Below are 17,557 nucleotides of genomic sequence, written 5' to 3'. Positions count from 1 at the left end.
CCGTAAAGGTCCGAAAAAAATGAACACAGAGATTGAACTCCACGTTCTGTGGCAACGTCTCTGTAACCCACATCCTGTGGGTCACAAGGGCCTTTAGATTATCCAGTAGGGGATGAAAAAACCCCCACTGAATGAAGTTTCACTTTACTTAATTAAATATTTGTTTTTTTTGCCATAAAACTTTCCTTAAGGCAAAAAAAGTGGGAATGGAAAAGAGAGGAGAAATAGGATGAAAAAGTGGATATTAAGTTTAGTAGCTAGTTTCATGGTATTCGTATTAGCAGCTTGTGGCAGTAATGAATCTACAACTGAAAATGATGGGAAAATTCATGTAACAACAACGATTGCTCAAATCGAAGATATTGTAATAAATGTTGGTAAGGATAAGGTGAAGACAGAATCATTAATGGGACCCGGTATAGACCCTCATTTATACCAAGCTTCGCAAGGTGATATTAAAAAACTTCAAGGCGCTGATATTATTTTTTACAACGGTTTACACCTTGAAGGAAAAATGGGAGAAGTGTTAGAGAAGATGGCTGAAGATCGCCCGACGGTTCCAGTTACAAGAGATATAAAAGAAGAACAATTAATTACAGATCCTGCAAACCCAGGTGCTCATGACCCGCACGTATGGTTTGATATCAATTTATGGAAAATAGCAGTTGATACTGTTGCAGAAGAATTAGCTCAAGTATCACCTGAACATAAAGAAGAGTTTAAACAAAATGCAGAAGACTATAAACAACAATTAGATGACTTATATAACGAATCAGTAGAAAAAATTGAACAAATAAACGAAAATAGCCGTGTTTTAGTGACAGCACATGATGCTTTTGCTTATTTCGGTCGTTCATTCGGCTTTGAAGTGGAAGGTTTACAAGGATTAAGTACAGACTCAGAATATGGATTGAAGGATGTACAAAATATCGTTGGACTTTTAGTCGATCGAGATATTAAAGCGGTATTTATTGAAAGTAGTATTTCAGAAAAATCGATTAATGCAGTCGTTGAAGGAGCTAAGAAAAAAGGCCATGAAGTAACGATTGGTGGAGAGTTATTCTCTGATGCAATGGGCGAAGAAGGAACAGAAGAAGGAACGTATATTGGAATGTTCAAACATAATATTGATACGATTGTTTCTTCGTTGAAATAGGAGGGATTGTAGTGGCACATCCACTTTCGGTTGAGAACATAACGGTTGCCTATCATAAAAAACCGGTGCTCCAAGAAGTTAGCTTTACCGTGCCTGAAGGGAAGCTTATTGGGATTGTAGGACCGAATGGTGCTGGAAAGTCGACACTGATTAAAACGATATTAGGATTAGTTCCGAAAGCATCTGGAACGATTGAATTTTTCGGAAGTACGTATAAAAAACAATTAAAACGGATTGGCTATGTTCCACAACGAGGAACGGTCGATTGGGATTTTCCGACAAACGCATTAGACGTTGTTACGATGGGGCGCTACGGCCATGTTGGTTGGATTAAACGACCGAAGAAGGAAGACATTGAAATGGCAAAAGCATGCTTAGATAAAGTAGGAATGCTTGAATATGCTAACAGGCAAATTAGTCAGCTTTCAGGGGGGCAACAACAGCGTGTCTTTTTAGCAAGAGCTTTAGCTCAAGATGCTGACCTGTACTTTATGGATGAGCCATTTGTTGGGGTTGATGCCGCGACAGAAAAAGCGATTATTGCCCTATTAAATGAATTAAAAGAGAGAGGGAAAACAGTATTAGTTGTCCATCACGACTTGCAAACAGTAGAAGAATATTTTGATTGGGTTCTTTTGTTAAATATGAGAGTCGTTGCTTTTGGGGAAACGGATAAAGTGTTTAATCTTGATAACTTGCAAAAAACGTACGGTGGAAAACTCGCATTTTTGCAGGGACCGCCCGACACTCGTAAAGGAATAGTGGGAGTGAATGATCATGAATGATTTGATATTGCAGTTGCAAGATCCAAACACACAATGGGTACTGTTTGGGACCGTTCTGTTAGGAATTGCAAGCGGTGTAGTAGGCAGCTTTGCGTTATTAAGGAAGCAAAGTTTAATAGGCGATGCGATGGCACATGCTGCTTTACCTGGTGTGTGTATCGCCTTCTTACTGTACGGGACGAAATCGTTGTTTTGGTTTACGGTTGGAGCGGCAATATCAGGATTTATTTCTACTTGGCTTATTCATTTAATTGTTAATAAGTCTAGAATTAAAGAAGATTCGGCTATAGGACTCGTTTTGTCTGTTTTCTTTGGATTGGGCATTGTCCTCCTAACGTACATCCAAAATGAAAGTACTGGGAATAAAAGTGGTTTAGATGATTTTATTTTTGGGCAAGCGGCTTCGCTCGTTCGTTCCGATGTCATGTTGATTTCGTCCATTTCCGGTATATTGCTTATTGCAACAATGCTTTTCTTCAAAGAATTTAAACTTATTACATTTGATAAAGGCTTTGCAAAAGGGTTAGGAATACCTGTTAAGTGGTTCGATAACCTCTTAATCTTAATGATTGTACTGGCGGTTGTGATTGGCTTGCAAGCAGTAGGTGTTGTGTTAATGGCGGCGATGCTTATTACACCAGCGATTGCCGCACGGTATTGGACAGATAGCTTGAGCTTGATGATCATTATTGCTGGTGGAATTGGCGCCATTTCAGGAGGATTAGGGACACTTATAAGCACGACAACGGCTGGTCTTCCAACAGGCCCTCTCATTATCGTGGCAGCGACAAGTATATTTTTGTTTTCGCTCGTTTTCGCACCGAAAAGGGGTTTGCTTCAAGCATTTATTAAGCATATGAAGTTACGGAAGAGAACAGCTATAGAGCAATTTCTCCTTTCTTTATATGACTTAACGGAAAAAAGTCGGTTTGGAGCAGATTTTATATTGGAAGATGTACTCAATAGAAGGAAAATAGCTCCAACACTCCGTAAATATGTAGTGAAGGAAGTCACAAATAAGGGGTATGCAACCATTGAAAATAATCAAATTGTATTGACGGAGACGGGGTTAGCTGTTGCGTACGACTTAACATTAGAACAACGCTTATACGAGACGTATTTAATGCATGAGTTGGAATTTCAAGGGGCTGTAAACAATAAAGAATTTCATGTCGATTTGTTAACAGAACAGGAACAAGAGCATCTTTTTAAGTTAATGAAGCTTCATGAACGTGTACCATTACTCGCTCCACATTCCCCAAGATTGAAAGAGAAGAAGGTGTATATTTAATGAGTTATGAAGCATGGATATTACTAACCGCTTCATTAGTCGGAGCTAGTTGTGCATTAGTTGGTACCTTCTTAGTATTAAGGAAAATGGCAATGCTATCAGATGCCATTAGCCATAGTGTGTTACTTGGGATTGTGGGGGCTTATTTTATAAGCCAATCTTTAGGAAGTATTTATATGTTAATCGGTGCCGGAATTGTTGGATTACTTACCACTTTATTCGTTCAACTCCTCAGCAATCGTGGCGTGCAATCCGATGCAGCGATTGGGGTAGTTTTTACGTTTTTATTTGCAGTCGGGGTTATTTTATTATCTCTTTATGGAGGCAATGTTCACCTAGATGTAGATCACGCCTTAATGGGAGAAATTACGTTCATTCCTTGGGATACCCTTGAAATTGGAGGGATAGATTTAGGTCCTCAAGCTGTATGGATATTAGGGTTTGTCCTAATGATGAACATTATTTTAACGGCTTTATTTTACAAGGAATTTAAAATATCGGCATTTGATCCAGAAATGGCTCTGGCCATTGGAATTCCCGTTACATTTTTTCACTACTTACAAATGACGATGCTTTCATTAACGGCGGTTGCTTCATTCGATAGTGTTGGAGCAATTTTAGTTGTAGCGATGATTATCGTGCCTGCATCTACCGCTTATTTATTAACAGATCGACTTATTCACATGCTTTGGCTTAGTGTTTTAATCGGAGTGTTGTCCGCATTTATCGGTTATTACAGTGCAAGCTTTTTAAATGTTTCAATATCAGGTGCGATGGCAAGTGCAACGGGTATATTGTTTGCCTTAGCGTTTCTCTTCTCACCTACAAATGGTTTATTAGGAAAATGGTTAGCAAAACGGAATGTTCGTGCAACAGTAGAAAGGGGATAAAAAGGAGACCTAATCCCCAATGTAGTCTCCTTTTTTTCTCTTTAAATGATACCATTTCAGTATGGGAAGTCTCTTTCTTCATCCATTACAATATCGTAATCACTTAAATATAGATGTTTTTCGATTTGAGGCGGTATATTGGCCATTGAGTTGTATTCGTAGCTCCAAAGGTTTAAAAACGATTGTATGTAAGATTTGAAAGCTTCCTCATTTGCTTTATGAAGCTCTTTTTGAAAGGTTTGAATTAAGTTCTCCATGCCCATCCTCCTAGTTGATGAAGAATTCGAAGTACAAAATATATCCTTTCTTTTTTTGATGTTTTTATGCAAAAAATAGACAATGGAAAATCCCATTGTCTATTTAGCTTCTAAAGCAGTTCGTAATGTTTCAATGTTTTCATTCATTAAACTGAAATAATCTTCACCGCTATTATATTGCTCTTCTGTTATGGATTCTAAATTATGAAAAGTGAGCGTTTTTGCATGTAATTCCCTTTGAACAATATCTGCTACCTTATTCGATACATTTTGTTCAAATATTACATATTGAATGTTATGTTCTTTAGCAAGCTCAATGATATTTGCTAATTCTTTTTGAGAAGGCTCTTCTGTTGGTGAAAGCCCTGAGATACTTATTTGTTTTAACCCGTAACGCTTTTCCCAATACCCATAGGCTGCGTGCGAAACGACAATTTCTTTTTGTTCTGCTTGATGGATGACTTCCTTCATTTCTGTATCTAAGTCATGAAACTGGTTTTGAAGTTCTTTAAAGTTGTTTTCGAATTCTTCAGCTGCTTCAGGTTTTAATTCAACAAGCTTGTTTTTAATGTTTTCCGCTAGTTGTTCTGCAAGAATTGGATCGAGCCAAATATGTGGATCTACATCATGAGCGTGATCATCTTTATCTTCTTCCCCATGTTCATGATCATGCGCATTCTCTTCAGCATGCTCACCTTCATGTTCATGATCATGAGTAGATTTTTGAAGAGAAATACCTTCTCCAGCCTTTAAAATGGGAACATTTTCTGCTTCTAACGTTTCATGAGCTTTTTCAGCAAAGCCTTCTAATCCGATACCTGTATAAATAAATAAATCTGCTTCAGCTAACTCGACCATTTGTTTTGTTGAAGGTTCATAAGTGTGTGCGTCTGCACTTGGTGGGTAAACACTTTTTACAGAAACGTGATCACCCCCAATTTTTTTTGTGAAATCTTCTAGTGGGAAAATCGTTGTGTAAATTTGGATTGAATCTTCCGTATCCGTACTTGTAGAATCACTCGAACAACCGATTAACCCAGCTATTACAATGAACATAATCGGTAAAAATAAAGAAAATTTTCTTTTCATCGTCGAACTCCTTTCAAACAGTCCCTTATAGAAGTTATCGTAATAATTACGATTTAAATAACAAAAAAACAAATCAAAACGATTACGATTTATATCGTATTCGATTTTAAGTGAAAATACAAGAGGAAAATGAAATTATGTTTTTTTCTGACTTTTTTCGGGTACTGGATCAATGCCACCTGGATGAAATGGGTGACATTTTAATAAACGTTTTATCGTTAACAAGCCGCCCTTAAGAGCTCCATAGCGCTCGATCGCTTCCTTACCATATTGTGAGCATGTCGGATAAAAACGGCAGGTTGGTGGTTTTAAAGGAGAAATCACTTTTTGGTAGAAATAAATAAACAAGATAAGTACTTTCTTCATAATGGTCTCCTCATCTTCGTATTATGTTTCTATTTTAGCAAGAAATGCTGTATAAGTCACAATTTTGGAATTCCAATAAAGTTGATGAAATTTATCGGAATTTATAGTAAGATACATTTAGAAGGAATAAAAGGTAAGGAGTGATAAAATGCCTTCAGTAGAAAGCTTTGAATTGGATCATAATGCTGTAAAAGCACCATATGTTCGACACTGTGGCGTGCATCGAGTTGGTACGGATGGGGTTGTCAATAAGTTTGACATTCGATTTTGTCAGCCGAATCAGCAAGCAATGAAGCCTGATGCGATTCATACATTAGAACATTTATTAGCGTTTAATATTCGAAAGCATGTAGAAAAATATGATCATTTTGATATCATTGATGTTTCGCCAATGGGGTGTCAAACAGGCTTTTATTTAGTTGTAAGTGGTGAACCGACAGTACGGGAAATTATTGATTTATTAGAAGACACCATCAAAGAAGCAATTGTCGTTTCAGAAATACCGGCAGCGAATGAGCGTCAATGCGGGCAAGCGAAGCTCCATGATCTAGAAGGTGCGAAACGATTAATGCGTTTCTGGTTAGAGCAAAGTAAAGAGGATTTAGAAAAGGTTTTTGGATAATGTTCGATAAGGGGATTCTCATGATAGAATCCCCTTATATTGTTGGGAAATAATCTTGACGGAATAGAAAAGTTGAGATAAATTTGGATAGTAAATCGTAATTGTTACGATAAAAGATTGTGAAACAATAGGAGATGAACGATGGAACATCTACAAAAAGATAATAAAAATCATTATGTTGCTTATCTTTTACTAGGTCTATTTCTTTTTGCGTTTTTCTTTATTGATTTGTTTAAACTTGATTCTTTTATACCTAGTTCCTATAAAAGTGTCCATGTCATGTTTTTAAGTATTGTATTAGAAGCACTTCCTTTTATTTTGTTGGGGGTATTTGTTTCATCTATTATTCAAATTTTTGTATCAGAAGAAACGGTAAAGCGTTATTTACCTAAAAATCCATTTGTTGCAATTTTGCCAGCTGCATTGCTAGGGGCCATTTTTCCTGTTTGTGAATGTGCCATTGTACCGATTGTAAGAAGGTTAATAAAAAAAGGCGTTCCCGTGCACCTTGGGGTTGTATTTCTTGTTGGAGGTCCGATTTTAAACCCGGTTGTGTTTGCCTCAACTTATTATGCTTTTCAATCAAATGTAGAAATAGCCTACGCAAGAATGGGACTTGCTTTTGTTTTATCGATTGTCATAGGATTTATCATTTACTTATTATTTGAAAACAGTCCACAATTAAAAAACGTTGATCGACATCACCATCATCATGGAAGTCAAAATAAATGGATGAGCGTGCTTCAACATGCTAGCGATGAATTTTTTGATATGGGGAAATATTTAATTTTTGGTGCTTTTATCGCTAGTTTATTTCAGGCATTTTTAGATCGCACCATTTTGACGAGCATCGGAAATAATGAATGGTTCGCGCCACTTGTAATGATGATTTTTGCCTATGTGCTATCCTTATGCTCAGAGGCCGACGCGTTTGTTGCATCTTCTTTTTCTAATTTATTTACAGCAAACTCGTTACTTGCTTTCTTAGTATATGGACCAATGATTGATTTAAAAAATACGATTTTGCTTTTTGCTTATTTTAAAAAGAGATTTGTTTTTACATTTGTTTTCGTTGTAACACTTGTCGTTTATTGTTCCGTCTTATTGTATCCTGTGATTTTTGGATAAAAAATTTGAGTAGTTGGAGGGTATCATGACTCAATCTCATGCATTGCTAAGAGGCGTTATTTTACTTGGCTTTTCATTGTTAATGTTTAAGCTTATTGTGACAGGGAATATGACGAAATATATTGCTCCTAAAATGCTCCCTTACAGTTATTTTAGTCTCATTACCTTTTTTATTTTAGGATGTTTACAAATATGGAAAAGTCGTGCTAAAAACACAGATGACGTAACAGCTTGTGATTGTGAAGGACATGAACTTCCTAAGACAAGAGGAAGAGCAATCTTTATTTACTCGCTATTTATTTTTCCTGTTCTTACTGGATTTATGCTTCCGAATGTCGTTTTGGATAGCTCTATTGCGATAAAAAGAGGATTTAAAGCAGATATCGTTACTTCAACTTCAAAAGAATCCAATGTTCGAGAAGATAAAGAAGAAACGAATTTAGCAGAAAAATATTTAGAAGATCCAGATGCTGTACTAAAGGAATTGGAGGATGAGGCAAAAGCGCAATCGGATAATTTGCAAGAAGTAAATGGAGAATCCATAAAAAAAATGTTTGAAGAGCAAGACTTAGAACGAAAAGAGAAAATGCTAGATCGTGATGTCATTCGAGTAACCGATGAAAACTTTATCTCTGTTACACGCATTTTAGATCAATGGAAAGATGAATTTGTCGGCAAAAAAATTGAGTATTCAGGCTTTGTTTACCGAGAACCGGGTTTTATAGATGATCAATTTGTTATCGCTCGATTTGGTATTTCATGTTGTGCGGCAGATGCATCCGTTTATGGAACGATTGCTTCATCTGGTGAAGCAAAGCATTTGCAAAATGATGAATGGGTGAAAGTAAGTGGAACCTTATCTACGACAACGTATCAAGATGTCGAGATTCCCTTAATCGTCATTGATAAACTAACAAAAATTAATCAGCCAAGTGATCCGTACGTGTATGAATTATACGATAGTCTTTCAATTGTAGAGTAACATTTCTCCTGATGTCTGATAATCGTTTCAGTTTTTTTAAAAAGGGTAATGTACAAGTGAAACGATAAAAGGAGGAATGTCAAAATGAAACAATCACAATTAGTAGATGTCGTGAATAAACAAGTGGCTGATTGGACTGTCCTTTACGTGAAATTACACAATTACCACTGGAACGTAAAGGGACCGCATTTTTTCGTTTTACATGACAAATTTGAGGAATTGTACACAGAGGCTGCGACATATATCGATGATTTAGCTGAACGTTTACTTGCTTTAAATGGAAAGCCTGTCGGTACGATGAAAGAGTGCTTAGAGATTTCTTCCATTCAAGAAGCGTCAGGGAATGAGTCTGCTGAACAAATGGTGAAACAAATCCATGACGATTTTACGATGCTCATTGAAGATTTATCGAACGGTATGGAGTTAGCAGATGAAGCAAATGATGAAGCAACAGGGGATATGCTATTAGGTATTCATCAAACACTAGAAAAGCATAATTGGATGTTAAAATCATTTTTAGGAGAGTAAGAAGAAAGGGGAGCCCTTTCTTCTTTTTTTATACATTTTCAAATTGAAGAAGCAGTTCGTCCGCTCGTTCTTTTAAATAGGGTAGAAGCAATACGTGAAGCTGTTCGTCTGTCATTGCTTGTAATTCATGGACTAATTGCTGTTTCGTAAATTTTCGCAATACCGTAAGAAGCATGGCATCTAAGTCTTCCTCATCTGTTCTCATTGTTTCAAGTGCTTGAATTATTTGATCATGTACGATACTCATTCAACTAACTCCCTTTTCGTGACGTTTTTCCGACTTGAATTCGTTACTGATGGTTTCTCTTAATAATGTTGAATAAAATCGTTTATTCATACGTTTAAACAAAAATAAATTTTTGCAGAAGTTTTTATCTGTTGTCATCAAGATGGTTGTGTTTTTCTTAAGAATAATTCAAGTTCTTAATGGGAAAAACAAAAACAGAATGCAAGAGGGGGCTTATGAACATGGTTGATCATCGTAAAAAAACGTATTATATATCAGTTGCAAGTGGTGAAATTTCCCAAAGTCGTACAGCATCACCGTGGGATTTTAAAATTGAAGCTACAGATGATGAAATAACAATGTTGCGGGAGTATTTTGATCAAATTCATTCTACTGGTTGGCAAAACTTTTTTCGAGCACATGTTCCGTATGTAGGCTACCATTATGACCGTGAGAACGACGCAATTGATTCACTTAATAAAAAAGTGTATCAAATGATTTATGAATTAGGGGATGAAGAGGCAAAGGAGCATATTCGGACAAGTGGAATTATCGATCGTATTATAGAAGAGCCTCAATAAATATACATTCCCTGTTCAGTGTGATAAGATGTGAGTGATACGAACTGAAATAGAGGGATTAAGATGATCCGATTTACTGATTTTTATCAAAATGAAGTACTATTATCCTTTGACGACCATCCTTTTTCGAAAAAGCCAAAACATGTATGGGTAATATGTAAGTATGGTCGTCAATGGCTGCTAACGAATCATCAAGACCGAGGCTATGAGTTCCCAGGCGGAAAAGTTGAAAAAGGAGAAACGCCTGTTGATGCAGCAATGAGGGAAGTATTTGAAGAAACAGGTGGTATCGTTCAAACAATGAAGTACTTAGGGCAATATAAAGTGCTTGGTAAAGAAAAGGAAATAGTAAAAAATATTTACGTTGCTACAATTGAAAAGATCATCAAAAAAGAAACATACTATGAAACAAAAGGTCCCGTTTTACTTAATGAACTCCCAACAAATATTCAAGAAGACAAACGTTTCAGTTTTATTATGAAAGACAGAGTCCTTTTAAATAGCCTAGAACGAATGAAGATACTTAATCATACATAAAGCCGGGTGATTGAACCCCGGCCTTTTTCCTGTCATAAATCCATATTTTTTATCAATTTTGCTTCTAACCATTCAACGATTTTATACATAATCGTTGCAAAAATGGCGATTAATAATAAGCTGAGCATGACGAGTGTAAAGTTAAATACTTGGAATCCATAAATGATCATATAGCCGAGACCTTTACCGGATACGAGAAATTCTCCGACGATAACGCCTACCCACGATAAGCCAACATTAACTTTTAGTGTAGAAATAATGGTCGGAAAGGATGCTGGTAAAACAGCTTCTTTAAATGTTTGGAATTTAGAAGCATGGAAGGTTTTGAGTACTTTAATATAATTTGGGTCGACTTCTTTAAATGATGTGTAAACGACGATGGTCGTAATAATAACAGAAATAATTGTTCCCATTGCGATAATGGAAGTGAACCCTGGTCCGAGTGCTACGATTAAAATAGGCCCAAGTGCGACTTTAGGCATTGCGTTTAAAATGACTAAGTAAGGGTCAAGAATTTTGGCCATTTTCGGAAACCACCATAAAAAAGCGGCTAATAATGTACCGAGTGCAGTCCCTAAAATAAAGCCTACAATCGTTTCAAAAAGAGTAGCATTTAAATGTGTGACTAACGTACCGTCACTAATTTTATCAACAAACAAGGTCCATATTTTCGAAGGAGCACTAAAGATGAGAGGGTCAATCCATCTTTGAAACGATGCAACTTCCCATAGTGTAAAGAATGTAATAAATATAATGAATTGGAAAATAAAAATCCAATTCTTTTCGATTTGTAGCTTTTTTACATATTGTTTATGGAGAAGATCAATGTCATTGTTTTGATGTTTCAAGTTGATCTAACTCCTTCCATATAGATTGAAACAGATCGGGAAATGTCGGGTGCTGCCTCGCATGAAAAGGTGTTAATTGCTGCAAGTTTTCAGGGACTTGGATAATTTTTTCAACTTTTCCAGGTTGTGAAGAAAGAATGATAATTCGGTCACTCATTGCTATCGCTTCACCAATATCATGAGTAACTAATAGGGCTGTTTTCCCGTATAGCTTCAATGTGTCAAAAACAAGGTCTTCAAGCTTTAATTTTGTTTGGTAGTCGAGCGCTGAGAAAGGTTCATCTAATAATAAAAGTTTCGGATTGGTTGCTAAAGTACGTACGAGAGCCGCTCTTTGTCTCATCCCTCCTGATAATTGACGAGGGTATGATTTATGAACCGATTTTAATCCCATCTCATTGAGTAATTTCGTTGCGGAAGCAGTTGTTTCTTTATTAAATTGTTTTGAAATCTTTAATCCAATTAATATATTTTCTTGAATGGTTTTCCAAGGGAATAAATAGTCTTGCTGTAGCATGTAACCAATTGAAGAGCTCGTTGATTCAACTCGTTTTCCTTGTATATAAACTTCACCACTCGTTGGCTTTAGGAGCCCTGAAACGATCGATAATAAAGTTGTTTTCCCACAGCCACTAGGTCCAAGGAAGGAGATAAATTCCCCTTCCTCAATGGATAGATGGATATCGTCTAAGGCACGGGATGCAGAATCTTTTGTGAAATACGTATGATGGATATGATTAATCATTAAAAACGCCGACATGGAACATGCCTCCTTACTTGACGGCCTCCTCAGAAAACGTTGTATTAACAAGTGTTTCATAATCGACACGTTGAGGAAGTTCTCCTGCTTCATCCATAATGTTTTGTAAATTATTCCATTCTTCTTCGTCTAATAATGGATTTGTTGCATAAGAGCCTTGGGTTTTATAGCGGTCGATGACAGTATCGAGTAAGTCAATGGACGTATCTTCAAATTGTGGGGCAACGACTTCAGCGATTTCTCTTGGAGTATGAGTATCTACCCATCGTTGCGCTTTGTATAGTGCTTTTGTAAATTTTACGATGGTTTCATCGTTTTTTTCTAGGTAGCTATTCTTTGCCATAAAAGATGTATATGGTACTAATCCAGACTCCTCACCGAATGACGCGACGATATGCCCTTTTCCTTCCTGTTCGAAAATGCTCGCAGTTGGTTCAAAGAGTTGCACGAAGTCCCCTGTTCCAGATGCAAAGGAATTAGCGATGTTGGCAAAGTCAATATTTTGGATTAAATGTAGATCCTGATGTGGGTCGATGTTATGTTTTTTCAATACAAATTCCCCAACCATTTGTGGCATTCCACCTTTTCGTTGGCCTAAAAAGGTTGTTCCATTTAACATATCCCATTGAAAATGTTCGATCGGTTTTCGAGACACGAGAAATGTCCCATCCGTTTGGGTTAGTTGGGCAAAATTAATAACAGGATCATTCGCTTCTTGAGCATGAACGTAAATGGTCGTTTCGGAACCGACTAAAGCGATATCAGCACCACCTGATAAGAGCGCTGTCATCGTTTTGTCTCCTCCCCACGTTGTCTTCAATTCTAAATCAATTCCCTCAGCCTCGAAAAATCCTTTTTCAATGGCGACATACAAAGGTGCGTAAAAAACAGAATGAGTAACTTCCGCTAAGCGAATTTTTTCGTTACCTTGATTTTTATTACAAGCAACGAGAGAAAAAAGCATGACACTTGCGAGAAAAAGTGTAAATAGCCACTTTTTCATGTTATAGCCCTCCTTTTATTGAACAGTTCCGATTCAAACCTTGTAAAAACATTTATACCTACGTTACAGTATGAAAAGAATCATAAATATGTGAATGCCTAATAGCTGGAGGATATGATATGAAAAATGGCGATGTGATTGAAAAGCAGTTATTTCCTTCACCTAATCCGAATATAAAATTATTTCAAGTAACATATTGGTCAGATGGTTTAAAAGTTAAAGGGTTATTAGCAGAGCCTCGTAAGCCCGGGATATATGATGGCTTTTTATATTTACGAGGTGGTATTAAAAATGTTGGTATGGTAAGACCAAGCCGAATCGTTCAATTTGCAGCGCAAGGGTTTGTTGTGATGGCCCCTTATTATCGTGGTAATCAAGGAGGGGAAGGAAATGAAGACTTTGCCGGAAACGATCGTGTCGATGCGTTTTCAGCTGTTCGTCTTCTAAGAAATCATTTGAATGTACGAAAAAGTCGTATTCATGTCTTCGGTTTTTCTCGTGGAGGTGTAATGGCTCTATTAACTGCTATTCATTGTCCAGATTGTCCAGCCATTCGTTCTGTCGTCACATGGGGCGGTGTTTCTGATATGGCACTTACATATGTTGAACGCGAAGATTTACGGCGTATGATGAAGCGGGTTATTGGAGGTACGCCAAATAAATATCCCGACCGTTATAAATGGCGAACACCTTTATATGAACTAGAACAATTACATGTACCAGTACTCATTATTCATGGCGTTCAAGATCAAAATGTATCCATTAAGCATGCGTACCGACTTGAAAAACGATTAAAAGAATTAGGTAAACTCGTTACGACGATATATGTTGAAAAATTTAATCATTACTTCCCTCCTAAGATGAACAGGGAAATGGTCAAACAATTAACAGAATGGATGAAAAGACAATAACTCGAATGGCTATACTACCTTATTGTCTTCAGAAATGATATGATAACAACAGATAAATGGAAGATGAAGGGGCTGAATAGACGATGGGAATGCCACTTGAATTAAATACAATGATTGTAACAAAAGGAAATGAAAAACGTATCGAAGAAAATATGTTCCGACTTGTAAAAAAAGGATACCGTCTTTATCCAATTGATATCCCACTTGAAGTTAAAAAAACAATTGAAGGTGACACAATTGGAACGGGTATCATTCAAAAGATTGAACTCGAAAATAATAAAACGGTTTTAACATATAATTTGATTGCCTTAAAATCAACCAATTAAGGGTAAAAAAACTCGGCTGTAAATCAGCCGAGTTTTTAATCTTTTAAATTATGCTATGGAAGCTTCATTTTTTGACCCGCTACTTTGTTTCTTTGTAAATTTATTGACGATAACCGTTAATGCTCCATCACCTGTTACGTTTGTTGCTGTTCCGAAGCTATCTTGCGCTAAATATAAGGCAATCATTAACGTTAGCATCGTTTCATTAAAGCCAAGCATAGAATCTAATAACCCTAATGCAGCCATGACGGCACCACCAGGTACACCAGGTGCGGCTATCATTGTGACACCTAGCATGAAAATAAACGGTGTAATGGAAGCAAGGTCAGGAGTTTGTCCATTTAACAACATCACACCCATGGCACAAGATACTAATGTGATCGTACTACCAGATAAGTGAATCGTTGCTAATAGCGGTACAGTAAAATCTGCTACTTTTTCTTTAACGCCTGTTTGTTTTGCTTGTCGTAATGTAACAGGAATTGTTGCTGCAGATGATTGAGTTCCAAGTGCTGTAAAGTAAGCAGGAAGCATCGTTTTCATCAATGTAAATGGATTTTTTCCTGATACAACACCGCTAGTTGTATATTGGATCAGTAACATGATGATATGAAGAGCGATAATTAGTGCAAAAACTTTAGCAAAAACAGATAATATAAGTGCTACTTGCCCACCGTACGTCATGTTCGCGAAAATTCCAAAAATATGAATAGGAAGAAGTGGAATAATAATGTTTGAAATTAATTTTTCAATAATTGTACGGAAGTTATTAAACGCTTGCTGCAATGTGTCGCCTTTGATTGTGGCCATTCCTATTCCTAAAATAAAAGCTAATAATAAAGCACTCATCACGCCCATAACAGGAGGCATGTCTATTTGGAAGAAAGGATGCTGTAAAAATTCCTCTGGATTTTCCAATTCTTCTAAGTGGTTGCCAGAGATAAAAGATGGAAGGAACGCTGATCCTGCAAAAAAAGCAAGTAAACCGGCTACAATCGTTGACCCGTAGGCAACAGCAGTTGTAATACCGAGCATTTTTCCAGCGCCTCTTCCCATTTCCGCAATACCGGGTGCGATAAAACCGATAATAATAAGCGGAATGACAAATCCTAGGAAGCTGCCAAAAATGCCATTAAAGGTTGAGAACAACTTGACTAGCCATTGTGGTGCAACACTACCGATGGCAACGCCTAAAACAATTGCTAAAATAATTCTAGGTAAAAGACCGATGTTGATTTTCATTTTTGTCCCCCTCTTATATACAGATGTTCATCTGAGATGAATTATAAATAAAGTATCATAAAATAAAACAGATTGGAACGATAAAAATAAAATTTTCATTATTCAGAAAAATTATATTGAAATACATAAATTTAAGGTAAATGTAGATGCATATCCTAATCTATCTATTGTAGGGATATATTGGTCATTTGCCAAAAAAACAGGACAAGCTGACCATTGGTCAGCTTGTTACATCAATTATACAGTTGGCCCTCCGAGCTTTCCAATCTCTTCAGGAACATTTGAAAACTTTTTAAAGTTTTCTTTAAATGCTTCCGCAAGTTCTTTTGCTTTTGTATAATATGCCTCTTGATCGTCCCATGTTTTTACAGGTTGTAACACTTCATCAGGTACACCTGGTACATGTAAAGGAATGTGTAAACCGAAAATTTCATCTTTTACGGTTTCAACATTGTCTAAATCGCCCTCTAAAGCTGCTTGAACCATAGCTCTTGTGTAGGAAAGCTTCATACGTTGGCCTACGCCGTATTCGCCTCCAGTCCATCCAGTGTTCACTAAAAATACTTTCACATCGTGTTCATCTATTTTTTGGCCAAGCATTTCAGCATATCGAGTAGCTTGTAAAGGTAAGAATGGCGACCCGAAGCATGTTGAGAATGTTGTTTGCGGTGATGTAATACCACGCTCAGTACCAGCAAGTTTACTTGTATAACCACTTAAGAAGTGGTACATTGCTTGTTCTTTCGTTAATTTAGAGATCGGTGGTAACACACCGAAAGCATCTGCTGTTAAGAATACGATTGTATTTGGATGTCCGGCAATACTTGGTTTTATAATGTTGTCAATTGCTTCAATAGGATACGCAGCTCGCGTATTTTCTGTTAAAAAGGAACTATCATAATCAGCAACACGCGTTTCCTCATCAATCATAACATTTTCAAGAACAGAGCCGAATCGAATAGCATCAAAAATTTGCGGTTCTTTTTCGCGAGATAGTCCGATACATTTTGCGTAGCATCCACCTTCAATGTTAAATACGCCAGAGTGAGACCAACCGTGCTCATCATCACCAATTAAGCGGCGCTTTGGATCTGCGGATAATGTTGTTTTTCCCGTGCCAGAAAGGCCAAAGAATAACGCAACATCACCTTCTTGACCTACGTTTGCAGAACAATGCATCGATAAAATGTCATTTTCAGGTAATAAAAAGTTCATAACAGAAAAAATGGATTTTTTCATTTCCCCTGCATATTCTGTCCCACCAATTAAGATAATCCGTTTTTCGAAAGATAGCATAATAAATGTTTCTGAATTTGTACCATCAATTTCAGGATCAGCTTTGAAAGTTGGCGCAGATACGATTGTAAATGGATTTTCATGATTCTTTAACTCATCTTCATTTTCTGGGCGAATAAAAAGTTGATGAGCAAATAAATTGTGCCATGCAAATTCATTGATCACTTGAATTGGAAGTCGATATCTTTCGTCTGCACCCGCGAAGCCTTTAAATACAAATAACTCATCTTTCTTTTTCAAGTACTCGATTACTTTCACGTAAAGTTTTTCAAAAATTTCTTCCGATATAGGTTGATTAACAGAACCCCAATCAATTTTATCTCTAGTAGATGCTTCGTCTACAATAAATTTATCTTTAGGAGAACGTCCAGTGTATTTTCCTGTAGTTGCACGAACAGCGCCTGTTGATGTAAGAATTCCCTCATTACGCGCAAGCACTTTTTCAACCAATTGGGAAACAGATAAATTATGGTAAGTATTCGTACCGTTCAATACATGAATTAACTCATTGGATATATCCACTGTATTCATTCCTCATACCATCCTTTTTTTATATAAATTAAAGTCATCATCAATGTAAGTTCAAAATTAGTATAACACATTTACAAAAATAGTCTATACTATTTCGTGTTTTTTTGTTCGTATTTTATTAAAAAATAGGTAGCTAAATTTTATCCCATCTTAAAGGGAAATAAGGACTTCAGTATATTTAATTATATTATCGATAATTATG

The 17,557-nt window shown here is 36.6% G+C and carries 21 protein-coding genes; 12 read left to right on the top strand and 9 right to left on the bottom strand.

Annotated features, from left to right (window positions below; genetic code table 11):
- Positions 1 to 229: 229 nt before the first annotated feature.
- From MLD65_RS06815 to MLD65_RS06800, 4 genes are read left to right on the top strand one after another with little or no spacing between them, the layout of a single operon-like run.
- Positions 230 to 1,156, top strand: a complete 927-nt coding sequence (locus MLD65_RS06815; RefSeq protein WP_243291133.1) for a metal ABC transporter solute-binding protein, Zn/Mn family — start codon at positions 230 to 232, stop codon at positions 1,154 to 1,156.
- A gap of 11 nt (positions 1,157 to 1,167) precedes the next feature.
- Complete coding sequence (locus MLD65_RS06810) at positions 1,168 to 1,941, top strand: metal ABC transporter ATP-binding protein (RefSeq protein WP_243291132.1); 774 nt, start codon at positions 1,168 to 1,170, stop codon at positions 1,939 to 1,941.
- A complete protein-coding gene (locus MLD65_RS06805; protein WP_279325987.1) occupies positions 1,928 to 3,232 on the top strand; it encodes an iron chelate uptake ABC transporter family permease subunit in 1,305 nt (434 codons plus the stop codon). The genes MLD65_RS06810 and MLD65_RS06805 overlap by 14 nt, the downstream gene beginning before the upstream one ends.
- Positions 3,232 to 4,122 (top strand): metal ABC transporter permease, encoded by an 891-nt coding sequence (locus MLD65_RS06800; protein WP_243291130.1) that lies wholly within the window; start codon positions 3,232 to 3,234, stop codon positions 4,120 to 4,122. The genes MLD65_RS06805 and MLD65_RS06800 overlap by 1 nt, the downstream gene beginning before the upstream one ends.
- 56 nt (positions 4,123 to 4,178) lie before the next feature.
- Here MLD65_RS06800 and MLD65_RS06795 read toward each other — a convergent pair whose 3' ends face one another.
- From MLD65_RS06795 to yidD, 3 genes are all read right to left on the bottom strand, one after another.
- Positions 4,179 to 4,379: a hypothetical protein gene (locus MLD65_RS06795; RefSeq protein ID WP_243291129.1), complete on the bottom strand. Its 201-nt coding sequence runs from the start codon at positions 4,377 to 4,379 to the stop codon at positions 4,179 to 4,181.
- A gap of 99 nt (positions 4,380 to 4,478) precedes the next feature.
- Positions 4,479 to 5,468, bottom strand: a complete 990-nt coding sequence (locus MLD65_RS06790) for a metal ABC transporter solute-binding protein, Zn/Mn family (protein ID WP_243291128.1) — start codon at positions 5,466 to 5,468, stop codon at positions 4,479 to 4,481.
- A gap of 135 nt (positions 5,469 to 5,603) precedes the next feature.
- Positions 5,604 to 5,834, bottom strand: a complete 231-nt coding sequence (gene yidD / locus MLD65_RS06785) for a membrane protein insertion efficiency factor YidD (RefSeq protein ID WP_243291127.1) — start codon at positions 5,832 to 5,834, stop codon at positions 5,604 to 5,606.
- 148 nt (positions 5,835 to 5,982) lie between these two features.
- Here yidD and MLD65_RS06780 point away from each other — a divergent pair, with 148 nt between their 5' ends.
- The 4 genes from MLD65_RS06780 (at position 5,983) to MLD65_RS06765 (ending at position 9,094) form a co-directional block, all read left to right on the top strand.
- The gene (locus MLD65_RS06780) at positions 5,983 to 6,456 is read left to right on the top strand and encodes an S-ribosylhomocysteine lyase (RefSeq protein WP_243291126.1); all 474 of its coding nucleotides are present in this window, start codon (positions 5,983 to 5,985) and stop codon (positions 6,454 to 6,456) included.
- Between the two features lie 141 nt (positions 6,457 to 6,597).
- On the top strand, positions 6,598 to 7,584 hold the full coding sequence (locus MLD65_RS06775; protein WP_243291125.1) for a permease: 987 nt from the start codon (positions 6,598 to 6,600) through the stop codon (positions 7,582 to 7,584).
- Between the two features lie 25 nt (positions 7,585 to 7,609).
- The gene (locus MLD65_RS06770; RefSeq protein WP_243291124.1) at positions 7,610 to 8,566 is read left to right on the top strand and encodes a TIGR03943 family putative permease subunit; all 957 of its coding nucleotides are present in this window, start codon (positions 7,610 to 7,612) and stop codon (positions 8,564 to 8,566) included.
- 84 nt (positions 8,567 to 8,650) lie between these two features.
- On the top strand, positions 8,651 to 9,094 hold the full coding sequence (locus MLD65_RS06765) for a Dps family protein (RefSeq protein ID WP_243291123.1): 444 nt from the start codon (positions 8,651 to 8,653) through the stop codon (positions 9,092 to 9,094).
- A gap of 28 nt (positions 9,095 to 9,122) precedes the next feature.
- Here the strand turns inward: MLD65_RS06765 and MLD65_RS06760 are convergent, their stop codons facing one another.
- Positions 9,123 to 9,341 carry a hypothetical protein gene (locus tag MLD65_RS06760; protein ID WP_243291122.1) on the bottom strand — a complete coding sequence of 73 codons (219 nt, stop codon included), beginning with the start codon at positions 9,339 to 9,341 and terminating at the stop codon, positions 9,123 to 9,125.
- Between the two features lie 221 nt (positions 9,342 to 9,562).
- Between MLD65_RS06760 and MLD65_RS06755 the strand changes: the two genes are divergently transcribed.
- A complete protein-coding gene (locus tag MLD65_RS06755; RefSeq protein WP_243291121.1) occupies positions 9,563 to 9,901 on the top strand; it encodes a hydrolase in 339 nt (112 codons plus the stop codon).
- A 63-nt stretch (positions 9,902 to 9,964) separates the two neighbouring features.
- Positions 9,965 to 10,438 carry an RNA deprotection pyrophosphohydrolase gene (gene ytkD / locus MLD65_RS06750; RefSeq protein ID WP_243291120.1) on the top strand — a complete coding sequence of 158 codons (474 nt, stop codon included), beginning with the start codon at positions 9,965 to 9,967 and terminating at the stop codon, positions 10,436 to 10,438.
- Positions 10,439 to 10,470: 32 nt separating this feature from the next.
- On the opposite strand, the gene MLD65_RS06745 is transcribed toward ytkD, so the two are convergent.
- The 3 genes from MLD65_RS06745 to MLD65_RS06735 are packed head-to-tail and all read right to left on the bottom strand — an operon-like array spanning position 10,471 to position 13,049.
- The gene (locus MLD65_RS06745) at positions 10,471 to 11,286 is read right to left on the bottom strand and encodes an ABC transporter permease (protein WP_243291119.1); all 816 of its coding nucleotides are present in this window, start codon (positions 11,284 to 11,286) and stop codon (positions 10,471 to 10,473) included.
- Positions 11,267 to 12,046, bottom strand: a complete 780-nt coding sequence (locus MLD65_RS06740; RefSeq protein ID WP_243291118.1) for an ABC transporter ATP-binding protein — start codon at positions 12,044 to 12,046, stop codon at positions 11,267 to 11,269. Before MLD65_RS06740 ends, MLD65_RS06745 begins: the two co-directional genes overlap by 20 nt.
- A 13-nt stretch (positions 12,047 to 12,059) precedes the next feature.
- Complete coding sequence (locus MLD65_RS06735; RefSeq protein WP_481748501.1) at positions 12,060 to 13,049, bottom strand: ABC transporter substrate-binding protein; 990 nt, start codon at positions 13,047 to 13,049, stop codon at positions 12,060 to 12,062.
- Positions 13,050 to 13,168: 119 nt separating this feature from the next.
- Here MLD65_RS06735 and MLD65_RS06730 point away from each other — a divergent pair, with 119 nt between their 5' ends.
- Positions 13,169 to 13,960, top strand: coding sequence for an alpha/beta hydrolase family protein (locus tag MLD65_RS06730; protein WP_243291117.1), 792 nt, complete (start codon positions 13,169 to 13,171; stop codon positions 13,958 to 13,960).
- A gap of 83 nt (positions 13,961 to 14,043) precedes the next feature.
- Positions 14,044 to 14,286, top strand: coding sequence for a DUF2584 domain-containing protein (locus MLD65_RS06725; protein ID WP_243291116.1), 243 nt, complete (start codon positions 14,044 to 14,046; stop codon positions 14,284 to 14,286).
- Between the two features lie 48 nt (positions 14,287 to 14,334).
- On the opposite strand, the gene MLD65_RS06720 is transcribed toward MLD65_RS06725, so the two are convergent.
- A complete protein-coding gene (locus tag MLD65_RS06720) occupies positions 14,335 to 15,528 on the bottom strand; it encodes a dicarboxylate/amino acid:cation symporter (protein WP_243291115.1) in 1,194 nt (397 codons plus the stop codon).
- Between the two features lie 237 nt (positions 15,529 to 15,765).
- Positions 15,766 to 17,355 (bottom strand): phosphoenolpyruvate carboxykinase (ATP), encoded by a 1,590-nt coding sequence (pckA, locus tag MLD65_RS06715; RefSeq protein WP_243291114.1) that lies wholly within the window; start codon positions 17,353 to 17,355, stop codon positions 15,766 to 15,768.
- Positions 17,356 to 17,557: the final 202 nt, after the last annotated feature.

Source organism: Bacillus sp. FJAT-47783, from assembly GCF_022808615.1.
In the GTDB taxonomy this organism is placed as follows: Bacteria; Bacillota; Bacilli; order Bacillales; family Aeribacillaceae; genus Bacillus_BZ.
Note: the sequence above shows the minus strand (reverse complement) of the source record. Positions and strands in the feature narration are given on the sequence as shown.

Excerpts from the sequence above, each read along its gene's own strand:
- MLD65_RS06815 (WP_243291133.1), top strand. The coding sequence starts at position 230 with ATGAAAAAGTGGATATTAAGTTTAGTAGCTAGTTTCATGGTATTCGTA.
- MLD65_RS06805 (WP_279325987.1), top strand. The coding sequence starts at position 1,928 with ATGATCATGAATGATTTGATATTGCAGTTGCAAGATCCAAACACACAA.
- MLD65_RS06800 (WP_243291130.1), top strand. The coding sequence starts at position 3,232 with ATGAGTTATGAAGCATGGATATTACTAACCGCTTCATTAGTCGGAGCT.
- MLD65_RS06795 (WP_243291129.1), bottom strand. The coding sequence starts at position 4,379 with ATGGAGAACTTAATTCAAACCTTTCAAAAAGAGCTTCATAAAGCAAAT.
- MLD65_RS06790 (WP_243291128.1), bottom strand. The coding sequence starts at position 5,468 with ATGAAAAGAAAATTTTCTTTATTTTTACCGATTATGTTCATTGTAATA.
- yidD (WP_243291127.1), bottom strand. The coding sequence starts at position 5,834 with ATGAAGAAAGTACTTATCTTGTTTATTTATTTCTACCAAAAAGTGATT.
- MLD65_RS06780 (WP_243291126.1), top strand. The coding sequence starts at position 5,983 with ATGCCTTCAGTAGAAAGCTTTGAATTGGATCATAATGCTGTAAAAGCA.
- MLD65_RS06775 (WP_243291125.1), top strand. The coding sequence starts at position 6,598 with ATGGAACATCTACAAAAAGATAATAAAAATCATTATGTTGCTTATCTT.
- MLD65_RS06770 (WP_243291124.1), top strand. The coding sequence starts at position 7,610 with ATGACTCAATCTCATGCATTGCTAAGAGGCGTTATTTTACTTGGCTTT.
- MLD65_RS06765 (WP_243291123.1), top strand. The coding sequence starts at position 8,651 with ATGAAACAATCACAATTAGTAGATGTCGTGAATAAACAAGTGGCTGAT.
- MLD65_RS06760 (WP_243291122.1), bottom strand. The coding sequence starts at position 9,341 with ATGAGTATCGTACATGATCAAATAATTCAAGCACTTGAAACAATGAGA.
- MLD65_RS06755 (WP_243291121.1), top strand. The coding sequence starts at position 9,563 with ATGGTTGATCATCGTAAAAAAACGTATTATATATCAGTTGCAAGTGGT.
- ytkD (WP_243291120.1), top strand. The coding sequence starts at position 9,965 with ATGATCCGATTTACTGATTTTTATCAAAATGAAGTACTATTATCCTTT.
- MLD65_RS06740 (WP_243291118.1), bottom strand. The coding sequence starts at position 12,046 with ATGTCGGCGTTTTTAATGATTAATCATATCCATCATACGTATTTCACA.
- MLD65_RS06735 (WP_481748501.1), bottom strand. The coding sequence starts at position 13,049 with ATGAAAAAGTGGCTATTTACACTTTTTCTCGCAAGTGTCATGCTTTTT.
- MLD65_RS06730 (WP_243291117.1), top strand. The coding sequence starts at position 13,169 with ATGAAAAATGGCGATGTGATTGAAAAGCAGTTATTTCCTTCACCTAAT.
- MLD65_RS06725 (WP_243291116.1), top strand. The coding sequence starts at position 14,044 with ATGGGAATGCCACTTGAATTAAATACAATGATTGTAACAAAAGGAAAT.
- MLD65_RS06720 (WP_243291115.1), bottom strand. The coding sequence starts at position 15,528 with ATGAAAATCAACATCGGTCTTTTACCTAGAATTATTTTAGCAATTGTT.
- pckA (WP_243291114.1), bottom strand. The coding sequence starts at position 17,355 with ATGAATACAGTGGATATATCCAATGAGTTAATTCATGTATTGAACGGT.